Raw genomic sequence first — 20,511 nt, 5'->3', positions numbered from 1 at the left:
ACGATTCGCTATAAGATTCACTTAATTAACGATCATTAAGTAAAAGTGTCACACAAACAAAAGGGGGGTATCCATGACGACGAGAGACAAAATCAAGGCAGTTGCCCTGACCCAGTTTGCCAAGGGCGGGTATGAAGGGACGCCGCTGTCGGCGATTACAAAAGAAGTCGGGGTGACAACTCCGGCCGTGTACGCGTTTTTTGGCAGCAAGGAAGACTTGTTTTTATCGATTTTCGAAGATGTTTTGTCCAACCATTATCACTCGGTCAAAAGCGCGATTGAACAAGCGCAGGACGGTACCGTGGAAGAGCGGCTGTACCAGATTTTGCGAGGCGCCTTTACGTATCACGTCAGCCAGGAAGAAGAGACGATTTTTTACAAACGCGCGATGATGTTTCCGCCTGCGTCGCTTGAGGACAAGCTGAAAGAACGCTTCGGCGCGACAGAGGAGATGCTGACGCAGGAAATCCGCGCTTTGCTTGCGGAAGGAATCGCGGCGGGCGCAATCGCAGACCGTCCGCTTGACGATCTGTTGGACGGCTTTTTGTGCCTGATGGATGGACTGTTTTTGCAATTGCTCTACTATGACGAGTCGAAGTTTGAGCACAAGCTGCAAAACATCTGGAAGCTGTTCTGGAGTGGAATCGCCGGATCATAAAAAGACAGATACCGAACCTGGGGGTTAGATGACATGGAAGAGGCGAACAACAAGAAAAACGACTACGAACGCGAGCCGGTCCCACTCGCCTTGCGAAAAGGGTGGGTTCCGCTCAGCCTCGTCTGGATCGCCATCGGCATTGATATCTCATCAATGCTGCTCGGCGCGCAGCTTGGCTCTGGAATGAATTTTTGGGACGCCATCTGGGCGGTTATGCTCGGCTCCTTGCTTTTGGGGATCATGGGGGCCGTATGTGCTTACATGGGCGCAGCCACTGGCTTGTCGACTGCGATGATTACCCGCTACGCCTTCGGGGAGTACGGGGCGCGCCTGATTTCCGCCATCATCGGCATTTCCTTGCTGGGCTGGTTTGGCGTACAGGCCGGATTTTTTGCCCAAAATGCCCAGACAGCGCTTTCTTCCGTTTTGGGCATTGAAATGGACCAGGCAGTTCTCTCGGTCATTGGCGGACTGCTCATGATGTCTACCGCCATATACGGCTATCGAGCATTGGAAAAGCTCAGCTCCTGGGCTGTTCCGCTAATGGTCATCTTAATTGTTACTTCTATTGTTTTGACTATTCAAAATCATCCGTTTTCGCAAATGGCGCAGACTGGGTTGTCCGGAGAGCCGCTGTCCTTCGGGATGGCTGTCTCGCTCGTAATCGGCATCTTCGTCGTCGGGACGATTATCACGCCTGACGTTGCCAGATGGGCGCGGACGCGAAAAGATGCGATGCTCGCCTCGTTCGTCGGTTTTTTTGTCGGCAACAGCTTCATGATCGTCGTGGCGATCATTTTGTCGAAAGCGATGGGCACGAGCGATCTGACGACGATCTTTTTGGCGCTCGGCCTGGGCATCCCCGCGATTTTGGTCATCACGCTCGCGCAGTGGACGACGAATACGAGCAACCTGTATTCCTCATCGCTCGGCTTTTCCGTCGTCTTCAGCAAAACGCCCAAGGTATGGATTACGCTGATTGCCGGCCTGTTTGCCACGGCTCTTGCCTACATGGGCATTTACGATCGGTTTATTACGTTCCTGTCGTTCATCACGATGCTGATTGCGCCCGTCGGGGGAATTTGCATCGCTGAATATTACTTCGTCAACCGTGCGGCTTTTGCTTTTGACAAAGCGCATCGCATGTTGATTGCCCGCTCGCTGGTGTCGTGGCTGCTCGCTTCGTTCATCGCTTACTGCACAACGGCGGCTCCCGATGGCTTGGGGTTGTTTCATTTGACGACGGTTCCGGCGCTCGACGGCTTTTTGTGCGGCGTGTTGTTCCAGGTTGCTTTTGGAGTAGCCAGCCGCAGGAAGCAACAAGCCGAGGAAGCAGCCACAAAAGGATAATGCACACGTACACGCAGAAAGGAAGATACGCATGAGATACATTGACGCACAAGCGATCGAGGACATTGCAGCAGGCGCAGCCGTTTTGGGAACAGGAGGGGGCGGCGATCCGTACATCGGCAAAATGATGGCGTTGCAGGCGATTGAAAAGTACGGCCCGATTCCGCTCATGACGGTAGATGAGCTGGACGACGACGCGCTCGTCGTGCCTTCCAGCATGATCGGGGCACCTACGGTCATGGTGGAGAAAATTCCGGCGGAAGGCATGGTGACGCAAGCCCTCGAATTTATCGAGCAAGCGTTGGGGAAAAAGGTGGCGGTAACGATGCCGATTGAGGTCGGCGGGGTCAACTCGATCATTCCGCTGGTCGTTGCGGCGGAAAAAGGCATCCCCGTCCTCGATGCAGATGCGATGGGCAGAGCTTTTCCGGAGGCGCAAATGGTCACCTTTTACCTGGACGGACTGGCTCCGGCTCCAACCGCGATGACAGATGAGCGCGGCAACGGGATCGTGATGTATCCGGTAGACGGCGTCATGTCGGAGAGGTTCGCGCGCAGCGTGACCATCCAGATGGGCGGCTCTGCGGCGATGTGCGACTATCCGCTGTCGGGCAAACAGGTGAAACAAAGCGCCATTCCAGGCACGCTGACCTTGGCGCAGGAGATCGGCGCCCTGTTGCGCACCGCGCGCAGCCAGGAGACGAGCCCGGTGCGTATGCTTCTGGACAAGCTTGGCGGATTTGAATTGTTCACGGGCAAAACCGTCGACATTAGCCGCCGGACAGACAGCGGCTTTACAAAAGGCCAGGCGACTTTTGACGGGATCGACCACGATCGCGGACGCCAAATGATCCTCGGCTTTCAAAACGAGCACCTCGTTGCGCTGGAAAACGGTCAACCGCTTGCGACCACGCCTGACTTGCTCGCTGTCCTGGACAAAGAGACAGGCATGCCGATCACGACAGAAGGCTTGAAATACGGCGCGCGCGTCTCGATTGTGGCATTCCCGTGCCATGCCAAATGGCGGACGGCCAAAGGCATCGAGACAGTGGGGCCGCGCTACTTCGGGTACGATTTTGACTATGTGCCTGTGGAACAGCTGGTTGCAAAGAGAGGGGAAAAGGCATGAGCTACCGGATTGGAATTGACGTAGGCGGGACGAATACAGACGCGGTGCTGCTGGATGAACAACTGCAAGTCGTCCACGAGGTGAAATCGCCGACCACAGCAGATGTCAGCTCGGGTATTTACGAAGCGCTTCGCCGCGTTGTGACCGAAAGCGGAGTCAATCCGCAGCACGTTCGGTACGCCATGCTCGGAACGACGCATTGCACCAATGCGATTGTAGAACGCAAGCGCTTAAACCGCGTGGGCACCATCCGCATCGGAAAGCCAGCCACGACAGCCGTTCGGCCGATGATGGGCTGGCCGGAAGACTTGCGGGCCGCCGTAGGCGAGAACTGGCATATGGTGTCTGGCGGATACGAATACGACGGTCGGACAATCGTTCCTTTGGACGAGGAAGAAATCCGCAGCGCCTGCCGCTCGATGAAAGGCGACGTGGAGACGATTGCGATTTCCGGCGTCTTTTCTCCGGCCAATGCGGATCAGGAAAAGCGGGTGGCGCACATCGTCCGCGAAGAGCTGGGCGAATCCATCTCGATCTCCGTGTCGCATGAGATCGGCAGCATCGGCCTGTTGGAACGGGAAAATGCGACGATCTTGAACGCAGCCCTCATCCAGACGGCAAAAATGGTGGCAGAAGGTTTCCGCGAGGCGCTCGGCAAAAACGGGATTGAACATGCGGGAATCTTTTTCGGACAAAATGACGGGACATTGATGTCGCTCGTGTATGCGATTCGCTACCCGATTTTGACGATCGCTTGCGGTCCGACGAACTCGATCCGCGGCGCGGCTCATCTGTCCGGGCGAAAAGACGGGCTGGTCGTCGATGTCGGCGGAACTACGACGGATATCGGCGTTCTGATCAACGGTTTCCCACGTCAGTCTTCGCTTGCCGTCGACATCGGGGGGATTCGTACCAATTTCCGCATGCCGGACATTCTCTCCGTCGCAATCGGAGGCGGCACGATTGTTCGCCGATCCGGCGAGGAAATCAAGCTTGGTCCGGACAGCGTAGGCTACCAGTTGCGCAATCGGGCATTGATCGTCGGCGGGGATACGATGACCGCGACAGATGTAGCAGTCGTCATGGGCCGCTTGGACTGGCCGGGGGCGAAAGTAGCAGGCATCGACCGGGCTTTTTGCCAGCAGGTAGACGCTCAATTGGTCGCAGCCGTGGAGGATGCGATTGATCGGATGAAGACGAGCCCGACTCCGGTCCCTGTCATTCTCGTCGGCGGCGGCAGCGTCTTGCTGCCTGATCAGATGAAAGGCGTCTCGGAAGTGATCAGGCCGAAACATTTTGGCGCAGCGAATGCGATCGGAGCGGCGCTCGGTCAAGTCAGCGGGCAAATCGAAAAAATATACGCGCTGGACGAGCAGACGAGAGAAGCAGCACTGGCGGATGCAAAAGCCGGAGCGATTCGCGAGGCAATTGCCGCAGGAGCTGATCCGCAGTCATTGGAAATCGTTCATATGGAAGACATCCCGTTGGCGTATTTGCCGGGGAATGCCTTGTTGATTCGCGTAAAAGCGGCAGGGCTTTTGCAGGCATGACCACAAAGCTGATCGCATGACGAGCAAAAACAGGAGCTGACAACAGGCTCCTGTTTTTTTGCATTCCGGGACATTTATCACGCCTTCTGGGTAGGGAGCATATCGTATTCATGACAAACCGGAAAAATCACATGGAGGAGGGCATCCTGCTTGTACCCGCAAACACGTAACTGGTTTCCCTACGTAAGTCCATACGATCCTTGCCCGCCGATTCGGGTGAAAACATACTCGGTGCCGCCACAATTGTTTATCACATTCCAGCCCCCTGATTTGCCCCAAAATTCTCCAGCCGAAGCTTTGCGCACGGGTGTATTGTGGCCGTCTCTGTACAGCCCGTACGACCCGAGGATGGATCACTTAGGAAGAGGGGGAGGGGGTTCCCATGGCACCTGAACAACGAGGAAAAGAATACTACGCTCTGTTGCAAAGGCTGCAAGAGATCGATTTCGTCCTGGTCGAGCTGAATCTGTATCTCGATACGCATCCTACCGATATGAACGCGATAGAGCAGTTCAACCAGCTCACGGAAAAGCGCTGGGCGCTGGCGAATGAGTATGAAAAGTTGTACGGCCCCTTGCAAGGGTTCGGACGCAGCTATTCCGGATATCCGTGGCAGTGGAATGACGAGCCTTGGCCATGGCAAGTGTAGAAATGAGGGGAAAATAACCGATGTGGATTTATGAGAAAAAGCTGCAATATCCGGTTCGCGTCAGCAAGTGCGACGTGAAAATGGCGAAATATTTGACCGAGCAGTACGGCGGAGCAGACGGAGAGCTGGCAGCAGCGCTGCGCTACATGAACCAGCGCTACACGATCCCGAACAAAGTAATCGGTCTCTTGACAGACATTGCCACGGAAGAGTTTGCCCACCTGGAAATGATTGCGACGATGGTGTATAAGCTGACCAAAGACGCGACCGTCGAGCAGTTGGAAGAAGCCGGGCTTGGCGCTCATTACGCCAACCACGACAGAGCGCTGTTTTACAACAATGCGGCAGGCGTGCCGTGGACGGCAACCTACATCGCGGCCAAGGGCGATCCGATCGCCGACCTGTACGAAGATATCGCCGCAGAGGAAAAAGCGCGGGCCACGTACCAATGGCTGATCGACATGACAGACGATGTGGATTTGCAGGACAGTCTGAAATTTTTGCGCGAAAGAGAAATCGTCCACTCCTTGCGCTTCCGTGAAGCCGTGGAGATTTTGAAGGAAGAACAAGGCCGCAAGACGATTTTTTAAGCAAATAGCCAGCGGGAAGACGACCAAGAACGCAAAGGAGAGCGAAATGCTCTCTTTTTTTTGTTAAACATCCACGATAACGGGCAAGATCAACATCGCATCTTTCCTTTTCACGAAGGGGAAAGTGATTATGTACCGGATCAAACCAATTTTGGAGAATAAACATCGACCAGGGAAAACATGATAAGTTTGTCCATAAACAAAAGCAGTGGAACGGAGGCTTCCAATGAATCCCTTTGCAAACAATAATCAAATCGCACAACAATTGGCCAAATGCGAGCAGCTCATTGCGCAACTGATCCAGCAGACACAACAAGCATCAGCCCAGTATCAACAGCTTTTGCAGCAAGAACAAAAAAATGCAATGGCGCTCGAACAAATTGCGCAAAGAGAGCATCAAGCGGCACATATGATTCAGACAGCACTTCAAGGACATGACATCGCCATTCAACAAATGCAGCAAATCGCCAACATTTGCAGGCAGGCGGGTCTGTCTGTCCATCAACCCGTCTCAAATGTCCCGCTGTCTTTGCAGCAACAAACACAAGGATACGGAAGCCAGCCGCAACATTAATCGCTGCGGGCAATCCCCTAAAGAGCACCGGGTTCCGAGCGCGGCGAATAAATGGCCTGTTTCAGGGCACAATGTGGGATGACTGAATTTGGAAAGGAGCCGTTTTCGGTGAAAACCAAACGATTGATTTTCCGCTTGTTCCTGCTGATTGCCATCGCGGCGCTCGTTGAGTGGTTCGTCTATGCGAAAAACGATGCACAGACGAATGTCATGGTAGAACAGCCGCAGGCTCACCAGGCTGCGCCTACGCTCCAGGTTACGCATACGCTCACGCAAGATGACCTGGAACTCAAGCTGGCTGTCACCAACTTTACCTTTTCTCTGGAGAACATGGGAAAAGAAAACAAGCAGGGAGAAGGCCATGTCCATCTGTACCTGGATGGGAAAAAAATCGCAAAAGTGTTTGAAGCCAGCTATGTCTTGAAAGACATCCCGAGCGGAAAGCACGAGATTACGGTCGAATTGGCCCACAACAACCACGAGTCGTATGGAGTATCCGAGCGCTTCAACATCGAGGTCAAGCCTTGATTCGCGTCCAAGCCTAAGTGGTCAGACTCCATAGAAAAAAGCCGACAGAAAAGCGCCAATGGCACTCGATTTGTCGGCTTTTTTCATTAGCGCATTTGCACTTTGACTTGCGCCTGTTGGTCAGGCAAGGCAATGACGAGCGTCGGATACGAGATCGCTTGCGTTTTCAGAGCGCCAGGTGCTGGCGGCTGAACGCGAACGTGGACGGTGAAGCCGTGCGGGCCTGTCCGCTTGACCTGATCCGCTACAAGTCGGTACCCTCCCGTTGGCCGTTGTCCTGCGCTGATGACGACATACGCCTTGCCGTTCGCGCGCACGACCGTATGACCGCCATTTTTTCGCACGGTTTTCAATGCTTCCGTTACAGCAGGCGGGTACGGAGCGGCTACAGCTTCATACTCGACTGCGAAAGGCGCAACCTCTTTTACTGCGGGCGCAGATGCGGTAGGATGGGATAGGGAAACCGATTGGGCACCTGTGACACAAAGCGAAGCTGCGAGCAACAAACTAGGGAATATATTCATCATCATTCTCCTTCCAATTGGTAAAAGTAATCGTGATGAGATCATGAAAACTGAGGTGACAGGAGTGCGTGTGAACGATTCGCTGGAATACCTGTCCGAAGCAACGAGACAAGCGATTCTAAACGAACAGACGAGGCGTTTTCGCCTTGACCAGGAACAGCAGGACTTGTCGTCCAGACTGTTGGATAGCGCGTTTATCAGCCGTGTCTGGCAAGAGGCTGATGAACTGGAAAGAACCGTCATCAAGCTGTTTCTTACCAAAGCGCCACGCGGCTTTTTCAGCAAACGGGCCTGGGAACGGGAAACGGCAAAAGAGCACAGACACTTGTCCATCGGTCTGACGAGGCTTCGACGACTGGGACTGATTTTGACTGTACGCAAAATGTGGAGTGAGATCGGTTATGTGATGCCGCAAGAAATTCGTGAGCAGCTGACCATGCAGTTGTTGCCACAATTGACTTCGGCCTATGTTTCTTTGTCAAAAACGCTCCCTTATTATATATCAGCCGGCAGAGGGATACATCTGGATCTTTTTGGGCTTCTGCTGTTCGTCCGCGATCAGCAAGTGCCTGTGACGCAAAAAGGGAGCATTCACCGCAGGGCAATGCAAAAAATGCTTCCGCTCCTGTCCATTGCGGACGAGCACGTACAAGGCATCGCCCTCGCTCCGCTGGACAAAGAGCAGAGAGATGGCCTGGCGCTCACGATTGTCCTCGATCTGGCTTTCCGGCTGGGGCTAGTGATGCGCAAAGAGAAACAGCTTGTCCCAGACGCATACCAAATCCGCCAGTGGCTCAACCATTCTTCTCCCGAGCGATTTGAACAGCTGTATCAGCTGGTTGCGGATCAGCTGCTGCCGCATGGCGATTGGTGGGATGCTTTTGCCCAGATGATGAGGCATGTTCCGCTTGATCAGTGGTGTTGTGTCGACGCGCAATTGCGCATGCTAGAGACAGCGGGTTTTGTCTTGCCAGAGGAGGCCGAAAAAGCGATTGTGGAGCAATGGCTGCACATTTTGCTCGGCATGGGCTGGATTCAGCTCGGAGCCGATGACGAGGAGCGCCTTTTCTGGCGGTGGAACAGTTTGCCGCATTTGACGGCCGAAGAAGGCTGGTTTGTCGATCCGACCGGAGCACTGACGATTCCGCCGCTCGTGCCGCTACGTGACGTGTGGGAGATCAGCGCATTTTGTCAGCTGACGTTTGAAGGCCAGTTGATCAGGGGCGAATTGCAAGCGGGAAAGCTCCAGTCGTATCTTGCTTCGGGGGGAACTAAGGAGCAGGTGATTGAAAAGCTGCGGAGCGGTTGTGCCCATCCATTGCCGGATAGCCTGGTCGAAGTGATCGGGCATTGGGCGAAGGCGGCTACGCAAATCCAGCTGGAGCCGTTTTACCGCGTCCGTACCGCACATGGCGGATTTGTGGAGGAATGGCGGCAAATTCCTGACTTTCAGCCGTTTTTGCAGCACGTTTTGTCTCCGGCGGAATTTTTCATCCCGCTCTCGCAAAAAAGGCAGCTGATCGACCTGCTCAAGCATTATGGCTACGAGCCGCATGTCGTCATGCAAACAGACGCTGCCGATGGGGAAGAAGACACGTCACCGGATGTGGCTGCGAGGGGGCTGCTTCTGATCGAACGGCCCTGGGATGGATACGCGATCGAAAATACGTTTCCTGCCCAAGATGAAGTCATGCCGCAGCTGGCGACATTGCCGAAAATGTGGACGCAGCATTTCCAGTCGTATCATCCGCAATCGCTGCGGGATTTGCTCAAGCGGGCGGCCGAGCTGCAACTGGAAGTAGAAATCCAGTTGACTGATCAGGAGCGGCTGCATGGACTGCCTGTGGAAGTCAAACTGGACATGGGCTATTGGGTCGTCTCCATCAGCGGTCCGCACGGCAAGCGCTCCTACAGGCTTGATGATCTGGGCCGAGTGCGCATTGTCGTGCCTGATTATCTGTACTAAGGGTGTAGATCGTGGTACAATCAGAAGGGACTAAAAGCTTTACGCCTTTAGTGTGAAAGGAGGTCTCGCCCTATGGAAGCAGTAGAGACTGTGGATATGGCCCAGTTGATTATGGAGTCGCATGAACTGTCCACCATGATCAATCAATCGCGCGAGGTCGTGCAATATTTGGAGGCCAAGCGTTGGATGGAGGCAGACGAAGAAGTACAGCGCCTTCTGGAGTTGTTTGAAAAGAAGAAGGAGCAGTATGAAGATGTACAACGGTTCGGGAAGTACCATCCCGATTACAACCATATATCAAAAGAAGTGCGCGAGCTGAAGCGGACGATTGAGCTTCGCGATTCCGTGCAGGCTTTCAAGCGGGCTGAGGACGCGCTGGATGAGTTGTTGTATCAGGTGAGCAGAACGATTGCCCACTCGGTATCTGACACCATCAAGGTGCCGAGCAACAATCCGTTTCTGGAAGCGCAGGGCATTGGCTGCGGGACCGGGGGAAGCTGCGGTTGCAGCACGAAAAAGCTTTCCTGACAGGCAGTCACGCTTCGGCCTGTGGCGAGGACTTTTCACGCAACAGAAAACAGTCCTCGCACAGGTTGCCGCAGCAAAACTGCTTTTCGCTGGGCACCAGAAAGCGAAAACGGTAGACGTGCTGGTCGTCGCCTGAGCGCACATAAATGCACTCGGGCTTTAATTTGGTATGGGTGGTCAGTCGCTCCCCCGTTTCCATCAGCCGTTCAGTCAGGCGAGAAGCGGGGAGTGTGCTGCTTACATAAAAGAAGCGTTGGCCCGCATGCGTGCGCCAGCCGCTTTTTGTCACGATGCCTTCCTGGTGAAGCGCTTCCTCGAAGCTTCGATAAAAGCTAGTCAGCATAATGACCACAAATCCTTTCTGTATCGGGCGTTTACAGGTGATTATACCATGAAGGGAAAGGAGACCAACGGTTACATGAGAGAACGACGTCTTGGTGTTGCCGTGTGGGTAAAAAACACACGAGCGGCCAAAAATTTACGCAAATTTGGCACCATTCATTACATCTCCAAACGGCTGAACTACGTCTCCATGTACGTAGATGCGAATCTGCTGGACGAAACGATCCGCATCATGGAGAAACTGCATTTCGTGACCAAAATCGAGCGGTCCCATCGTCACGAGATTCCGGTGGAGTACAACAATGCAAGGCCGGACAAAGCGAAGGAATACGATTACAAACAGGAAAAAAACCAGGTGATGGCGCTGGCCGAGACAATGACGGCAGAAGAGGGAAGTCCAGCGACGGTCGGTTCGACATAAGTTGTTCACAAGCTGCCAGTTTTCGGCAGCTTTTTTCCTTTTGCCAAGGCAGTGTACATGGTATGCTAGATAAATAGGAAGACTCCAGGAGTAACGCTGATGAATGCGCTTTCAATACGCGTACATAGATCATGAGAGGAAAGGTGGGGGCGTACATACATGATTCATCTAGACATTAACTGCGACATGGCCGAATGCTTCAGCCGAGGACGACAATCAGAGGATTTGGGAATTATGAAATGGATCACCTCCGTCAACATTGCTTGCGGTTTGCACGCAGGTGATCCGCATCTCATATGCAGAACGATCGAGGCAGCGATCAAGCACGATGTAAAAATCGGAGCGCACCCTGGATACCCGGACATACAAGGCTTTGGACGACGCTCCATGAACCTGTCTGTGAACGAAGTATATGAGCTTGTTTTGTACCAGGTAGCGGCTTTGTCCGGCATGACACGCGCTTTGGGGGGAGAACTGCACCATGTCAAGCTGCACGGAGCGCTTTACAACGAAGCAGCAGAGCGTCCCGAGCTTGCCGAGGCGGTCGTCCAGGCGATTGCCGACATCGACGAGGAGCTGATCCTGTACGCGTTGTCCGGCAGCAAGCTGGTGGAAGCAGGGCTGGAGCATGGACTGCAAGTAGCCGAGGAAGTTTTCGCGGAACGGGCGTACATGCCGAATGGCCGTCTGGCTCCGCGCGAGTTGGAAGGCAGCGTGCTCATCAGCAAGGAAGAGCGGATGGAGCAGACGCGCCAGCTCGTGCTCAAGCAAAAAGTAACGACGGTCAATGGCGAGGTCATCGAGCTTGCAGCCGATACGCTTTGCGTCCATCATGAGAGTCACGACGTGCTGCAATTTTTGGTGGAAGTGCATAAATGGGCAAAGCAGAACGATGTGAAAATCGAGCCGATCACTGCCCGGTAAAAGTCATACTGGCAGCCATCCCGTAATAAAAGAAAGCCATACAGCAACGCCAACTCCTGCGATTCAGGAAGACGACGTTGCTGTATGGCTTTTTTGCGCGCTTGCTTCCACGATTCTCCCGTTTTCCATCAAAAGGATCGTATCTCCGAGCTTTTCCGCTTCGTCCCGGTCGTGGGTGACGAGCAGAAACGGAATGCCCCACATTTCGTGAAGCCGGAGCAATTCGTCCTGACATTGCTTGCGCGTGGCTGTATCCAGCGCGGAAAGCGGTTCATCCAGCAGCAAGATGTCCGGCTCCGTAGCGAGTGCCCGCACAAGCGCGACACGCTGCTTTTGCCCACCCGAAAGCTGGTGCGGGTACTTGTCCAGAAGATGATCGATTCCGACTGTCGTCAAAAGCGGTTCCAGATGCAGTTCGTGCCCTTTTCGCAGACCGTAGCGAATGTTTTGGGAAACGGTCATGTGCGGGAACAAGGCGTAATCCTGAAACAAGTAGCCAACGTTGCGCTTCTGCACGGCGAGCGGTTTTTGCCCCGCGCTGTAAAACGTGCGGCCGTTCAAGGAAATGTGCCCTCCATCGGGATGGACAAGCCCGGCTATGCTGTTCAAAATGGTCGTCTTGCCCGAACCGGATGGGCCGAAGAGGACGACAATCTCCTGTTCGGTTGAAAAGGAGACATCCAACACAAAATCTGGCAAGCGCTTCTGAATGTCTACTTCCAGCATGACGCTCTCCCTCCTGCCTTACTTTTGATTGGCGTACCTGCGCACGTTGCGTCGGCTCCACCAGTTGAGCCATAGGGTGGTGCCCATGCCGAGCGATACGATGATGACGACCCAAAACAGCGCTTTTTCCATTTGTCCGGCTTCCACGGCAAAATAGATGGCGACCGGAATCGTGTCCGTTTTTCCCGGGATGTAGCCTGCGAGCATCAGCGTGGCCCCAAATTCTCCCAAGCCGCGGGCAAACGACAGCACAAGTCCTGCCAAAAGCCCTGGCCAAGCCAGCGGGAAAGCGACGGTCCAAAAAACGCGCCACTCGGATGCGCCCATCGTGCGTGCGGCATTTTCCAGGCGTTGGTCGACTCCGGTAAAAGCTGCGGCGGCGCTCTGGTACATTAGCGGAAACGAGACGACGATCGAGGCGATCACCGCTCCCGACAGCGTAAAGACGACCTGGATACCGAACCACTGCTCAAGCAGTTGGCCCAAAAATCCGTTTTTTCCGAACAGCAACAGCAGACCGAAGCCGACAACAGTAGGGGGCAAGACGAGCGGGAGCAGGAAAAAAGACTCCAGCACGTTTTTGCCCCAAAATTCTTTTTGCGTCATCCAGCGCGCGCCAAGCATGCCAAGCACAAAAACAAAGGAGGTGGATAGCGCAGCCACTTTTAACGACAGCATCAAAGGTGTCAGATTCGTTTCCATATCGCTAACCCACCTTTTTTCTGCGAGAACGTCTCGACGTTTTTCATGAAATAGAATGTGACCGCTTGTGTGAATCACAAACGGTCATAAACTTTTGCTGCTTATTGGAATCCGTACTTCTGTAAGATCGCTTTTCCTTTGTCACTTGTCAAGTAGGCGAGGAAAGCTTTTGCTGCATCTGTATGTTTGGAAGCGCTGATGACCGCACCTGGATAGACGATTGGCTTGTGCCATTCCGGCTTCGCTGTAGCGAGTACCTTCACGTCTTTGGAGATCGCGGCATCGCTGGAATAGACGATTCCGACTTCGGCATTTTTCGATTCCACGAAGGTCAGTACCTGACGAACGTCACTGCCGAATACCATGCGGCCGTTCAACGACTCCCACATTTTCAGCGTGTCCAGCGTTTCTTTGGCGTAACGTCCCGCTGGAACCGACTCAGGCTCACCGACAGCGATGTGCTTGATGTCTGGATTGTTCAGTTCTTCAAAAGAAGTAATCGCGATCGAGCTGTCTTTTCCCGCGATCAGGACGAGCGAGTTTTTCGTAAAGTCTTGGCGCGTGTCTTTGACAATCAGTTGTTTTTCGTCCAGTCCGTCCATGTCTTTTTTGCTGGCGGACAGGAAGACGTCGGAAGGAGCGCCTTGGGCAATTTGTGTCGCCAGTTTGCCAGAGCTGCCGAAGTTGAAAGTAAGGGTTGTTCCCGGATTTTCTGCTTCAAAGCCCGTTTTCAGTTCGTTCAGGGCATCTGTCAAGCTTGCCGCTGCGGAAATCATCAGCTCTGCCTGTGGAGCCTGTTGTTGTTGGCTGTTCTCTGTTTTGGCAGGCTCATTTGCCTGCGGAGCTGTTTGGGAAGTCGAACACGCGCCGAGCATCAGGGTAAATGCTGCGCATAAAGCGAGCCATTGCTTTTTCATCAAAACTAACCTCCAATGTGATGTTTCGTTATATTTAATTATAACTGGATATAAATAGATTATAGTTCCTATATGTGAATAATCAATTGCGATTTTACGAGAATTGAAAGAAAATGAAAGGAAAGAACCGAGCGGAGGCATGACATGAGCCATGAAAAGTCGTACACAACAGAAGAAATTGCCAAGCTTTTGCGCATCTCCAAACTGACCGTTTACGATCTGATTAAAAAAGGAGAACTGCCGGCTTATCGGGTCGGGAGACAGATGCGCGTGGACGAAAGCGACCTGGAGGCGTACAAAACGCGCGCCAAAGGGGGATACCGTGCGGCTGCGCAGCCGGTGGCGTACACGTTACCTGTGCCGGGGCAAGCGCAGCAGGCGCCGGGACAAGCCCAGCCGACAACCGGACGCAATGTCATCATCAGCGGTCAGGATGTCAGCCTCGACTTGCTTTCCAGCCATCTGGAAAAAAGCGATGCAGCGCTTCGTCCGCTGCGCTCCTACCAAGGCTCGCTGAACAGTCTGGTCGCCATGTATACAGGCAAAGCCGATATCGTCAGCACCCATTTGTTTGATGGCGAGACGATGGATTACAACGTTCCTTACGTCCGCCGTCTTTTATCCGGCCATCGCTTTGTCGTCGTTAACATGTTGGCTCGTTGGGCCGGCTTTTATGTGCAGCCTGGCAATCCGAAACAGCTTTTGTCCTGGACCGATCTGACCAAGTCCGGGGTGCGGATGGTCAACCGGGAAAAAGGATCGGGGGCACGCACGCTGATCGAGGAGCAGTTTCGGCTGGCGTCCATCACAGGGCGGGACGTGAATGGCTACGAGCGGGAGGAGAACAGCCATCTGGCTGTAGCGGGAGTGGTCGCACGCAAGGAAGCGGATGTGGGAGTGGGCATTGAAAAAGCGGCTCGCATGGTCGGCGTTGAGTTTGTTCCGCTGATCAAGGAACGATACGACCTCGTCATTCTCAAAACGGGGGAAAACGAGGCGCTGCTGAAAACGGTCATGGATATTCTCCACTCCGCTGCCTTTTCCAAGGAGCTTGAGGCAGTTGGCGGCTACGACCTGTCCCAAACGGGAAAAATCATGTACGAGACGTGGTAGCACACGGAGCCGTTCACCCTTGCTGTTGCGAGGGCGGACGGCTTTTTCTCGACAGAATCTCCTGAATTTCTACTCACCCTGCCCGTTATTTGCTACAATGGAACAAAACGGTACGACTGTTTTGTCGACCCGCAAGCGGTCTATCCTATCCATTACGATAAAAAACGCACGCTTGCAGCCGAGCGATTTTTGGGGGCTGTCATGAAGACTTTGCAAAAAACAAGCTTATTAGTATGCATCACCATTCTCGTCATGTTTGGCTCCATCGGGATCATCAGCTACTGGCCGCAGATCTCGGGCTTTTTTCAAACGAGCCAGGCGACCGTGGCAGAGCAGCCGGGGGTCGATCCGTTTTCCTACGATCCGCCGTTGCCTTCCCTTGTGAAAGACTTGCATCCCGTGTATAACATTCAAGCCGAGTTGCATACGTCGGAAGCAAAAATTACCGGAAAAATGACGATCGAATTTGACAATCCGGGAACAGCGGATGTACGCCTCTTCGTCTACGATTATTTGTGGAACAAGCTGGCAGTCAAATCGATTCGCTATAAAGACAAACCGCTTGCCTTTGAGCGGGGGCTGTCGACCGTCAAGCTGGCAAACCCGCTAGGCTCGGAATTGCGTGGAGCTATTGCCATTGAGTTCGAAAATCCGGTTCCGCGGAGAGGAACCAGGTTTGGTGTCAAGGATGACATTTGGACGTTGACGACGTGGTACCCGATGCTCGGTGCCCAAAATCAGCAAGGAAAGTGGTACGATCCGCCGCAACGCGTTGATTTTGGCGATCCGTTTGTCTACCATTACGCCGATTACAACGTGTCCTTTGTCTCGCCAAAAGGCTACAACTGGGTCAGTTCCTGGGGCAGAGGAAATGCGAAAGCGATTGATGGCAGCAAGCAGCAAATTCATTACGAGGGCAAAAAGCTGTTGAATTTCGCCTTGATCGGCAGTCCGCTGTACCAGGTGGAAACCGTTCAGATTACTCCAAACCTGTCTGTTGATATCGCGTCTGTAGACAAAGGAAACATCGAGCGGATCAAGGCGATCGCCGGATCGGTCTTTCCGACGTACACCGACTGGTACGGGCCGCTTCCTTATCCGCATGTTGCCATCGCGGAGACGAGCACGGGGACAACTTATGCGATGGAATACGCCAATCTCGCCGTGTTCAAGCGCGACATGTACCAGCGCAATCTGATTGACCACTGGCTTCCGCATGAGATTGCCCATCTGTGGTGGTATAACAGCGTAGCGACATTGGAAGCGTCTCACGGCTGGCTGGACGAGGGGCTTGTGGAGCTGAGCGTGTACCACTATTTGCAAAATCGGTACGGGGCGCAATCGGCAACGACCTTGCTGGAAGAGTACAGTCATGACGCCCGCCGTTTGCAGGAGCGCTATCCGGACGGCAAGCTGGACAAGCCGTTGCAGAAGTTCGCCACGGAAGAAGAATTTCATTGGACGTGGTACTCCCGGGGCGCCCTTTTGTTCGACCATTTGCGCAAGCAGATCGGGGATGACGCCTACAAGCGTTTTCTCCACCGTGTCCAGCAAAATTACCACGGCAGCGTGATCGGGGCAGAGCATCTGGATCAGGCGCTGGGCCAGACGTTGCAAGGCGAGGCTTCATACTTCGTCACGGCAACGAAAAAATCGAACCGCGAGGGCATGGGAACGGTTCAGCTGGAGCCGTATATTACGACTGTCATCAACAATATGAGCTACTATCCGTCCATTTCGGCGCGGGCAACGGGCGGCACGGTGTATTTCCCGTTGCGCGAGCTGGGGGAAAAGATGGGGCTTGCCATTAGCTGGGACAAGGAAAAACAAATGATCCGCATCACGGGCAACGGCTACGAGGTGTACGTAAAAGAACGCGAGCGTTTTGCCATTCGCGACGGCAAGAAGCTTGATCTCGGCCATCCGCTGATGGAGATCAAGGAGCGGACGATGGTGCCGCTGTCGTTTTTCGCGACGATTCTGGAATTTGATACCCAGTACAATCCCGATGAGAGAACAGTCAAAATACAAACGCGCAGATCGAGTGGAAAGGTGTCGGAAACAAAATGAAAAACCTGATTTTGGTCGGTTTTATGGGAACAGGAAAGACGACCGTTGGCGCTGCGCTGGCCGCTTCTTTGGGGCTTGCGCATACAGACCTGGACACCGCCATCGTGGATAAGGAAGGCCGCTCGATCCCAAAGCTCTTCGAAGAGCGAGGAGAAACTTATTTTCGCGATGTGGAGTCGGCTGAGCTGTCCAGGCTGCTGAATGAAGGGCCGCAAGTGCTGACAACGGGCGGAGGGGTCGTCCTGCGCGAGCAAAATGTAAAAGTCATGCTGGAACGAGGAATCGTCATCGCCCTGCATGCAACCGTAGAAGAACTGATACGACGGCTGAAAAACGACACAGCTCGTCCTTTGCTTGCCACAGGGGTGGCAGAACGGGTGACGGCGCTCATGGCAGAACGCGCAGGAGCGTACGATTTTGCCCCGATTCAGGTGGATACGACCGGAAAAAGCCTGGAAGCAATCGTGGAGGAAATTAAGCAGCGCGTGGTTGAAAGCACAGAAGACGGGAAACAATAAAAAGGACAGCGCTTTTGCCGGTGAACGACGGCGTGCATCTGCGAGTATGAAGGAGGTCACGTGCGATGTCCTTTCAAGAATATTTGAAGTACCTGACAAAATTGTTTGTGCAGTACATGGATACTCCAAAAGACGAACGGCGTCAGCGAAAGGCTCCACGTGAGCCTTGGTCTGCACGCTGGTTTGGGGCAATTCCCATGGCGATCCGGCTGTTGTGGCGCAAATAATCCTACACCATGGTAAGCGGACGGAGGGTGCGTATGGCGAGAGTAGCGGTAGAAAACTCCCTTTCTCAAATTCGCAAAATGCTGTGCGATAACGGCTACGATGTGGTTGATTTGGGAAACTGGCAGCAAGTGGTCGATGCGATCGTGATCACTGGCCAGGATGTGAACGTTCTTGGCGATCAAAACAAGACGATTACGGGTGCGCCGATAATCAATGCGGAGGGCATGACAGCCGCGGAAGTTTTCCACGCCGTGCATGAACGCCTTTCTCCAACAGATCATCACTGATCGAAAAAATGGCGTCCGACGGCGCAAACAACGAAAAAACAAGCTCTTCTGCACGCTGGCAGGGGAGCTTGTTTTTTTATACATACGAAGCGATATGTCAGCTTTGAGGCGGCCGCACCTGCGGACTGGATACGTAAAATTTGCCGATCTTGTCAGCGTAGACGTAAGGGACAAAGCGCAGTCCTTCATCCCAGACCCCCACATAGGCAGATTGGTCGTTCCACAAATGGAGCGAGCCGACAGCGTAAGGAGCCAGCACCTGGGCGTGGTACAAGGAAACAGTGAGGGTAACCGACGCGTTGTTTTGCTGTTGCCACAGCTCTGACCACGTAACGGCGCTGCCGCGTTGCATTTGGTTGAACCAGCCGATCTGGTCGAACGGGTCTGTCTGCGCCGATTGCAAAGTGCGGGTCTGGGTCAGTTTTTGTCCTGTCTGCACCAGATTTTGCAGCACGGTTGGTTCGTTGGCTGCAAACGAAGCGGGATAAGCTTCGCCTGTTTTGGCGTTCACCATTTGCGCCGAAGACTGGCGGGCAATCAGCCAGTGGGAAGCGAATCCGTCGTAGACTGGCTCAGCGGCAATTTCCCGGGGAGCGAAGGCATCGTCGAACAAAATGTATTCCCCGACGCCGTATTCGAGCAAGACGAATTTTTCCGGGACATTCGATTCGACTGTTTCTCCGACGACCAGATAGCCTACTTGTTTGTCGGCTTTTTTGATGCTGACCAGCCATTGATGCTGGTTCGGGCCGAGCGTCTGTACTTCTGTATCAGCTTTTTGCCACTCTTTGAATTGCGGATCACGGCTTGCGAGCTCTTTCATCCAGGTCTGGATTTGAGCCTGAAACGCTTTTTCCCAGCCGCCTTGCTCCTCGGCATGAACGGGCCAGGAGATCAATACGAAAGACAAGAGGACCCCGAGAAAGGGCAGAAATCGTCTGGTCACAAACATGCACCACCTTTTGCGCTGGCTATCCTATTCCTATTGTAACCAGCTATGACAAAAAGATTTGTTGCAACTTGTCACTCCTCTCACACTACTTCTCGTTGATCTTTTACATGATTCGCCCGTTTGCGGGAAGATGGCGCACCGTTTTTGCGCCAGAAAGCTTTTGAACAGGCGGGTTCGAGTGCAAGTAAAACAGCCCGCCGTTAATGAAGTGAACCTCGATGCGCGGTTCATACTGCCAGCGCAGCTCGTCCATTCGCCGCTGTTTTTCTTCTTCCGGCGTGCTTTTTTTCCACTCTTCCTGATTGATTTCTTCCCGTGGTGTCACCTGAATGCCATTTGCACGTAAAAAGTCGAGGATTCGCCCGCCAGATGAGCGGTATTCGTCAATGGTTTGCGCTGCTTCGACAACAGGCTCCGCGACAGGAGGAGCTTCTGTTTGCGGGAGGGGAACGATGGCTTGCGCTGCTTGCGGCTCCTCGGCTTTTTCCGCTTCTTCGTCGTCCGCATCAGCCTGCTCCGCTTGCGGCTCCCGCTTCGCCAGTTCTTCGTAGTAGGCGGCGAGAATGTCCAGTTCTTCCGCCAAGCGGGCTTTTGCCTCGGCAGCCCACGCTTGGTCTTCCTTGGCGATGACCGCTTCGGCTTCCTGGCGAGCCATCTGGAGCGCATCCTCTACGGAAATTTTCCGATCAAGCGTATAGAAATAGTCCGGGATGGCAGGGGAGAGCGGCAACTGAAACAAGTACGTCGAAAAGTCGTGCACGACCCGCGGCTGGTGCAGGTTGACCCCGAGGTAGAGCATGAGATCGCGCCGCTTGTCGCACAGAAACGACACTTTTAGATTGATGCCCAGCCACGGAACGAGCGGCGTAGAACGGCGTTTGCCCGTGGCGGGGAGCGAAGCGGTATTTTGCTCGTACATGCAGACGAATTGACCGTGCTTTTTCGCCGAGGCAAAAATTTGCTGCATGCGCCCGGCGCCGAGGTGCAGGTGTTCGGCACGCAGCCCATCCGGCATGCGGTCGGGATGAAAGGCGAAGGTGAGCACGAGCGGCTGGTACGCCAGATTCATTTTGTCGACCCAGCTCCAGTAAAAAGGCCGGTTGCCGATATCTTTGTCGACCTCGACAGGCAGTTTGACCGTCAAGTAGTCGGGGTGGGATTCGACGATGTGAGCAGAAAAAGTCGCGAGATAGCGCTCTACGAATTGCCTGACCTGGTTGGCTTGCATCAGGGAACCTCTTTTCTTGTTGGCTAGTTGGGGGCAT

25 protein-coding genes are annotated in these 20,511 nt (G+C 53.8%); 18 read left to right on the top strand and 7 right to left on the bottom strand.

The window, feature by feature from the left end; genetic code table 11:
* Window positions 1-73 precede the first annotated feature (73 nt).
* The 9 genes from IRJ17_RS21260 to IRJ17_RS21220 all read left to right on the top strand — a co-directional run bounded on the left by IRJ17_RS21260 (window position 74) and on the right by IRJ17_RS21220 (window position 7,028).
* Window positions 74-658 (top strand): TetR/AcrR family transcriptional regulator, encoded by a 585-nt coding sequence (locus IRJ17_RS21260; RefSeq protein ID WP_173595748.1) that lies wholly within the window; start codon window positions 74-76, stop codon window positions 656-658.
* Between the two features lie 33 nt (window positions 659-691).
* Window positions 692-2,008 carry a cytosine permease gene (locus IRJ17_RS21255; protein WP_007785252.1) on the top strand — a complete coding sequence of 439 codons (1,317 nt, stop codon included), beginning with the start codon at window positions 692-694 and terminating at the stop codon, window positions 2,006-2,008.
* A gap of 31 nt (window positions 2,009-2,039) precedes the next feature.
* On the top strand, window positions 2,040-3,137 hold the full coding sequence (locus IRJ17_RS21250) for an S-methyl thiohydantoin desulfurase family protein (protein WP_122965801.1): 1,098 nt from the start codon (window positions 2,040-2,042) through the stop codon (window positions 3,135-3,137).
* A complete protein-coding gene (locus IRJ17_RS21245) occupies window positions 3,134-4,687 on the top strand; it encodes a hydantoinase/oxoprolinase family protein (protein ID WP_242771823.1) in 1,554 nt (517 codons plus the stop codon). The genes IRJ17_RS21250 and IRJ17_RS21245 overlap by 4 nt, the downstream gene beginning before the upstream one ends.
* A gap of 150 nt (window positions 4,688-4,837) precedes the next feature.
* Window positions 4,838-5,080: a spore coat associated protein CotJA gene (locus IRJ17_RS21240; RefSeq protein WP_007785259.1), complete on the top strand. Its 243-nt coding sequence runs from the start codon at window positions 4,838-4,840 to the stop codon at window positions 5,078-5,080.
* Entirely contained in the window at window positions 5,070-5,336 is a 267-nt protein-coding gene (locus tag IRJ17_RS21235; protein WP_007785261.1) for a spore coat protein CotJB, read from the top strand. Before IRJ17_RS21240 ends, IRJ17_RS21235 begins: the two co-directional genes overlap by 11 nt.
* A gap of 20 nt (window positions 5,337-5,356) precedes the next feature.
* Entirely contained in the window at window positions 5,357-5,926 is a 570-nt protein-coding gene (locus IRJ17_RS21230) for a manganese catalase family protein (RefSeq protein ID WP_005827166.1), read from the top strand.
* 226 nt (window positions 5,927-6,152) lie between these two features.
* Window positions 6,153-6,500, top strand: a complete 348-nt coding sequence (locus IRJ17_RS21225) for an AMP-dependent synthetase and ligase (protein ID WP_122965803.1) — start codon at window positions 6,153-6,155, stop codon at window positions 6,498-6,500.
* A 108-nt stretch (window positions 6,501-6,608) separates the two neighbouring features.
* Window positions 6,609-7,028: a hypothetical protein gene (locus tag IRJ17_RS21220; protein WP_007785265.1), complete on the top strand. Its 420-nt coding sequence runs from the start codon at window positions 6,609-6,611 to the stop codon at window positions 7,026-7,028.
* Between the two features lie 86 nt (window positions 7,029-7,114).
* Here IRJ17_RS21220 and IRJ17_RS21215 read toward each other — a convergent pair whose 3' ends face one another.
* On the bottom strand, window positions 7,115-7,555 hold the full coding sequence (locus IRJ17_RS21215) for a protease complex subunit PrcB family protein (RefSeq protein ID WP_338076129.1): 441 nt from the start codon (window positions 7,553-7,555) through the stop codon (window positions 7,115-7,117).
* Window positions 7,556-7,595: 40 nt separating this feature from the next.
* Here IRJ17_RS21215 and IRJ17_RS21210 point away from each other — a divergent pair, with 40 nt between their 5' ends.
* Both IRJ17_RS21210 and IRJ17_RS21205 read left to right on the top strand, forming a co-directional pair.
* Window positions 7,596-9,518 carry a hypothetical protein gene (locus tag IRJ17_RS21210; RefSeq protein ID WP_242771817.1) on the top strand — a complete coding sequence of 641 codons (1,923 nt, stop codon included), beginning with the start codon at window positions 7,596-7,598 and terminating at the stop codon, window positions 9,516-9,518.
* A gap of 72 nt (window positions 9,519-9,590) precedes the next feature.
* The gene (locus IRJ17_RS21205) at window positions 9,591-10,046 is read left to right on the top strand and encodes a YlbF/YmcA family competence regulator (RefSeq protein WP_242771814.1); all 456 of its coding nucleotides are present in this window, start codon (window positions 9,591-9,593) and stop codon (window positions 10,044-10,046) included.
* A gap of 7 nt (window positions 10,047-10,053) precedes the next feature.
* Here IRJ17_RS21205 and IRJ17_RS21200 read toward each other — a convergent pair whose 3' ends face one another.
* Window positions 10,054-10,389: a hypothetical protein gene (locus tag IRJ17_RS21200; protein ID WP_007785273.1), complete on the bottom strand. Its 336-nt coding sequence runs from the start codon at window positions 10,387-10,389 to the stop codon at window positions 10,054-10,056.
* A 75-nt stretch (window positions 10,390-10,464) separates the two neighbouring features.
* Here IRJ17_RS21200 and IRJ17_RS21195 point away from each other — a divergent pair, with 75 nt between their 5' ends.
* Together IRJ17_RS21195 and IRJ17_RS21190 are read left to right on the top strand one after the other, a co-directional pair.
* Window positions 10,465-10,809 carry a YlbG family protein gene (locus tag IRJ17_RS21195; RefSeq protein ID WP_007785275.1) on the top strand — a complete coding sequence of 115 codons (345 nt, stop codon included), beginning with the start codon at window positions 10,465-10,467 and terminating at the stop codon, window positions 10,807-10,809.
* A 159-nt stretch (window positions 10,810-10,968) separates the two neighbouring features.
* On the top strand, window positions 10,969-11,733 hold the full coding sequence (locus IRJ17_RS21190) for a 5-oxoprolinase subunit PxpA (protein WP_007785277.1): 765 nt from the start codon (window positions 10,969-10,971) through the stop codon (window positions 11,731-11,733).
* Window positions 11,734-11,796: 63 nt separating this feature from the next.
* Here IRJ17_RS21190 and IRJ17_RS21185 read toward each other — a convergent pair whose 3' ends face one another.
* The 3 genes from IRJ17_RS21185 to modA all read right to left on the bottom strand — a co-directional run bounded on the left by IRJ17_RS21185 (window position 11,797) and on the right by modA (window position 14,078).
* On the bottom strand, window positions 11,797-12,459 hold the full coding sequence (locus tag IRJ17_RS21185; protein ID WP_007785279.1) for a sulfate/molybdate ABC transporter ATP-binding protein: 663 nt from the start codon (window positions 12,457-12,459) through the stop codon (window positions 11,797-11,799).
* A gap of 18 nt (window positions 12,460-12,477) precedes the next feature.
* A complete protein-coding gene (modB, locus tag IRJ17_RS21180; protein WP_007785281.1) occupies window positions 12,478-13,161 on the bottom strand; it encodes a molybdate ABC transporter permease subunit in 684 nt (227 codons plus the stop codon).
* A 101-nt stretch (window positions 13,162-13,262) separates the two neighbouring features.
* Window positions 13,263-14,078 (bottom strand): molybdate ABC transporter substrate-binding protein, encoded by an 816-nt coding sequence (modA, locus tag IRJ17_RS21175; protein WP_007785283.1) that lies wholly within the window; start codon window positions 14,076-14,078, stop codon window positions 13,263-13,265.
* Window positions 14,079-14,222: 144 nt separating this feature from the next.
* Between modA and IRJ17_RS21170 the strand changes: the two genes are divergently transcribed.
* The 5 genes from IRJ17_RS21170 (at window position 14,223) to IRJ17_RS21150 (ending at window position 18,294) form a co-directional block, all read left to right on the top strand.
* The gene (locus IRJ17_RS21170) at window positions 14,223-15,191 is read left to right on the top strand and encodes a substrate-binding domain-containing protein (RefSeq protein WP_173595751.1); all 969 of its coding nucleotides are present in this window, start codon (window positions 14,223-14,225) and stop codon (window positions 15,189-15,191) included.
* A gap of 201 nt (window positions 15,192-15,392) precedes the next feature.
* Complete coding sequence (locus IRJ17_RS21165; protein ID WP_173595752.1) at window positions 15,393-17,261, top strand: stalk domain-containing protein; 1,869 nt, start codon at window positions 15,393-15,395, stop codon at window positions 17,259-17,261.
* Window positions 17,258-17,779 carry a shikimate kinase gene (locus IRJ17_RS21160; RefSeq protein ID WP_173595753.1) on the top strand — a complete coding sequence of 174 codons (522 nt, stop codon included), beginning with the start codon at window positions 17,258-17,260 and terminating at the stop codon, window positions 17,777-17,779. The genes IRJ17_RS21165 and IRJ17_RS21160 overlap by 4 nt, the downstream gene beginning before the upstream one ends.
* A gap of 65 nt (window positions 17,780-17,844) precedes the next feature.
* On the top strand, window positions 17,845-18,006 hold the full coding sequence (locus tag IRJ17_RS21155; RefSeq protein ID WP_083955784.1) for a YqzE family protein: 162 nt from the start codon (window positions 17,845-17,847) through the stop codon (window positions 18,004-18,006).
* Window positions 18,007-18,039: 33 nt separating this feature from the next.
* Window positions 18,040-18,294 (top strand): YkuS family protein, encoded by a 255-nt coding sequence (locus IRJ17_RS21150; RefSeq protein WP_063230799.1) that lies wholly within the window; start codon window positions 18,040-18,042, stop codon window positions 18,292-18,294.
* 97 nt (window positions 18,295-18,391) lie between these two features.
* Here the strand turns inward: IRJ17_RS21150 and IRJ17_RS21145 are convergent, their stop codons facing one another.
* The gene (locus IRJ17_RS21145; protein WP_122965895.1) at window positions 18,392-19,240 is read right to left on the bottom strand and encodes a hypothetical protein; all 849 of its coding nucleotides are present in this window, start codon (window positions 19,238-19,240) and stop codon (window positions 18,392-18,394) included.
* Between the two features lie 109 nt (window positions 19,241-19,349).
* Window positions 19,350-20,474, bottom strand: a complete 1,125-nt coding sequence (locus IRJ17_RS21140; protein ID WP_122965809.1) for a YqhG family protein — start codon at window positions 20,472-20,474, stop codon at window positions 19,350-19,352.
* Window positions 20,475-20,511 lie beyond the last annotated feature (37 nt).

The organism is Brevibacillus parabrevis (assembly GCF_022701015.1).
In the GTDB taxonomy this organism is placed as follows: Bacteria; Bacillota; Bacilli; order Brevibacillales; family Brevibacillaceae; genus Brevibacillus; species Brevibacillus parabrevis.
The sequence above is the reverse complement of the archived record's forward strand: the minus strand, read 5'-3'. Positions and strand labels throughout refer to the sequence as shown.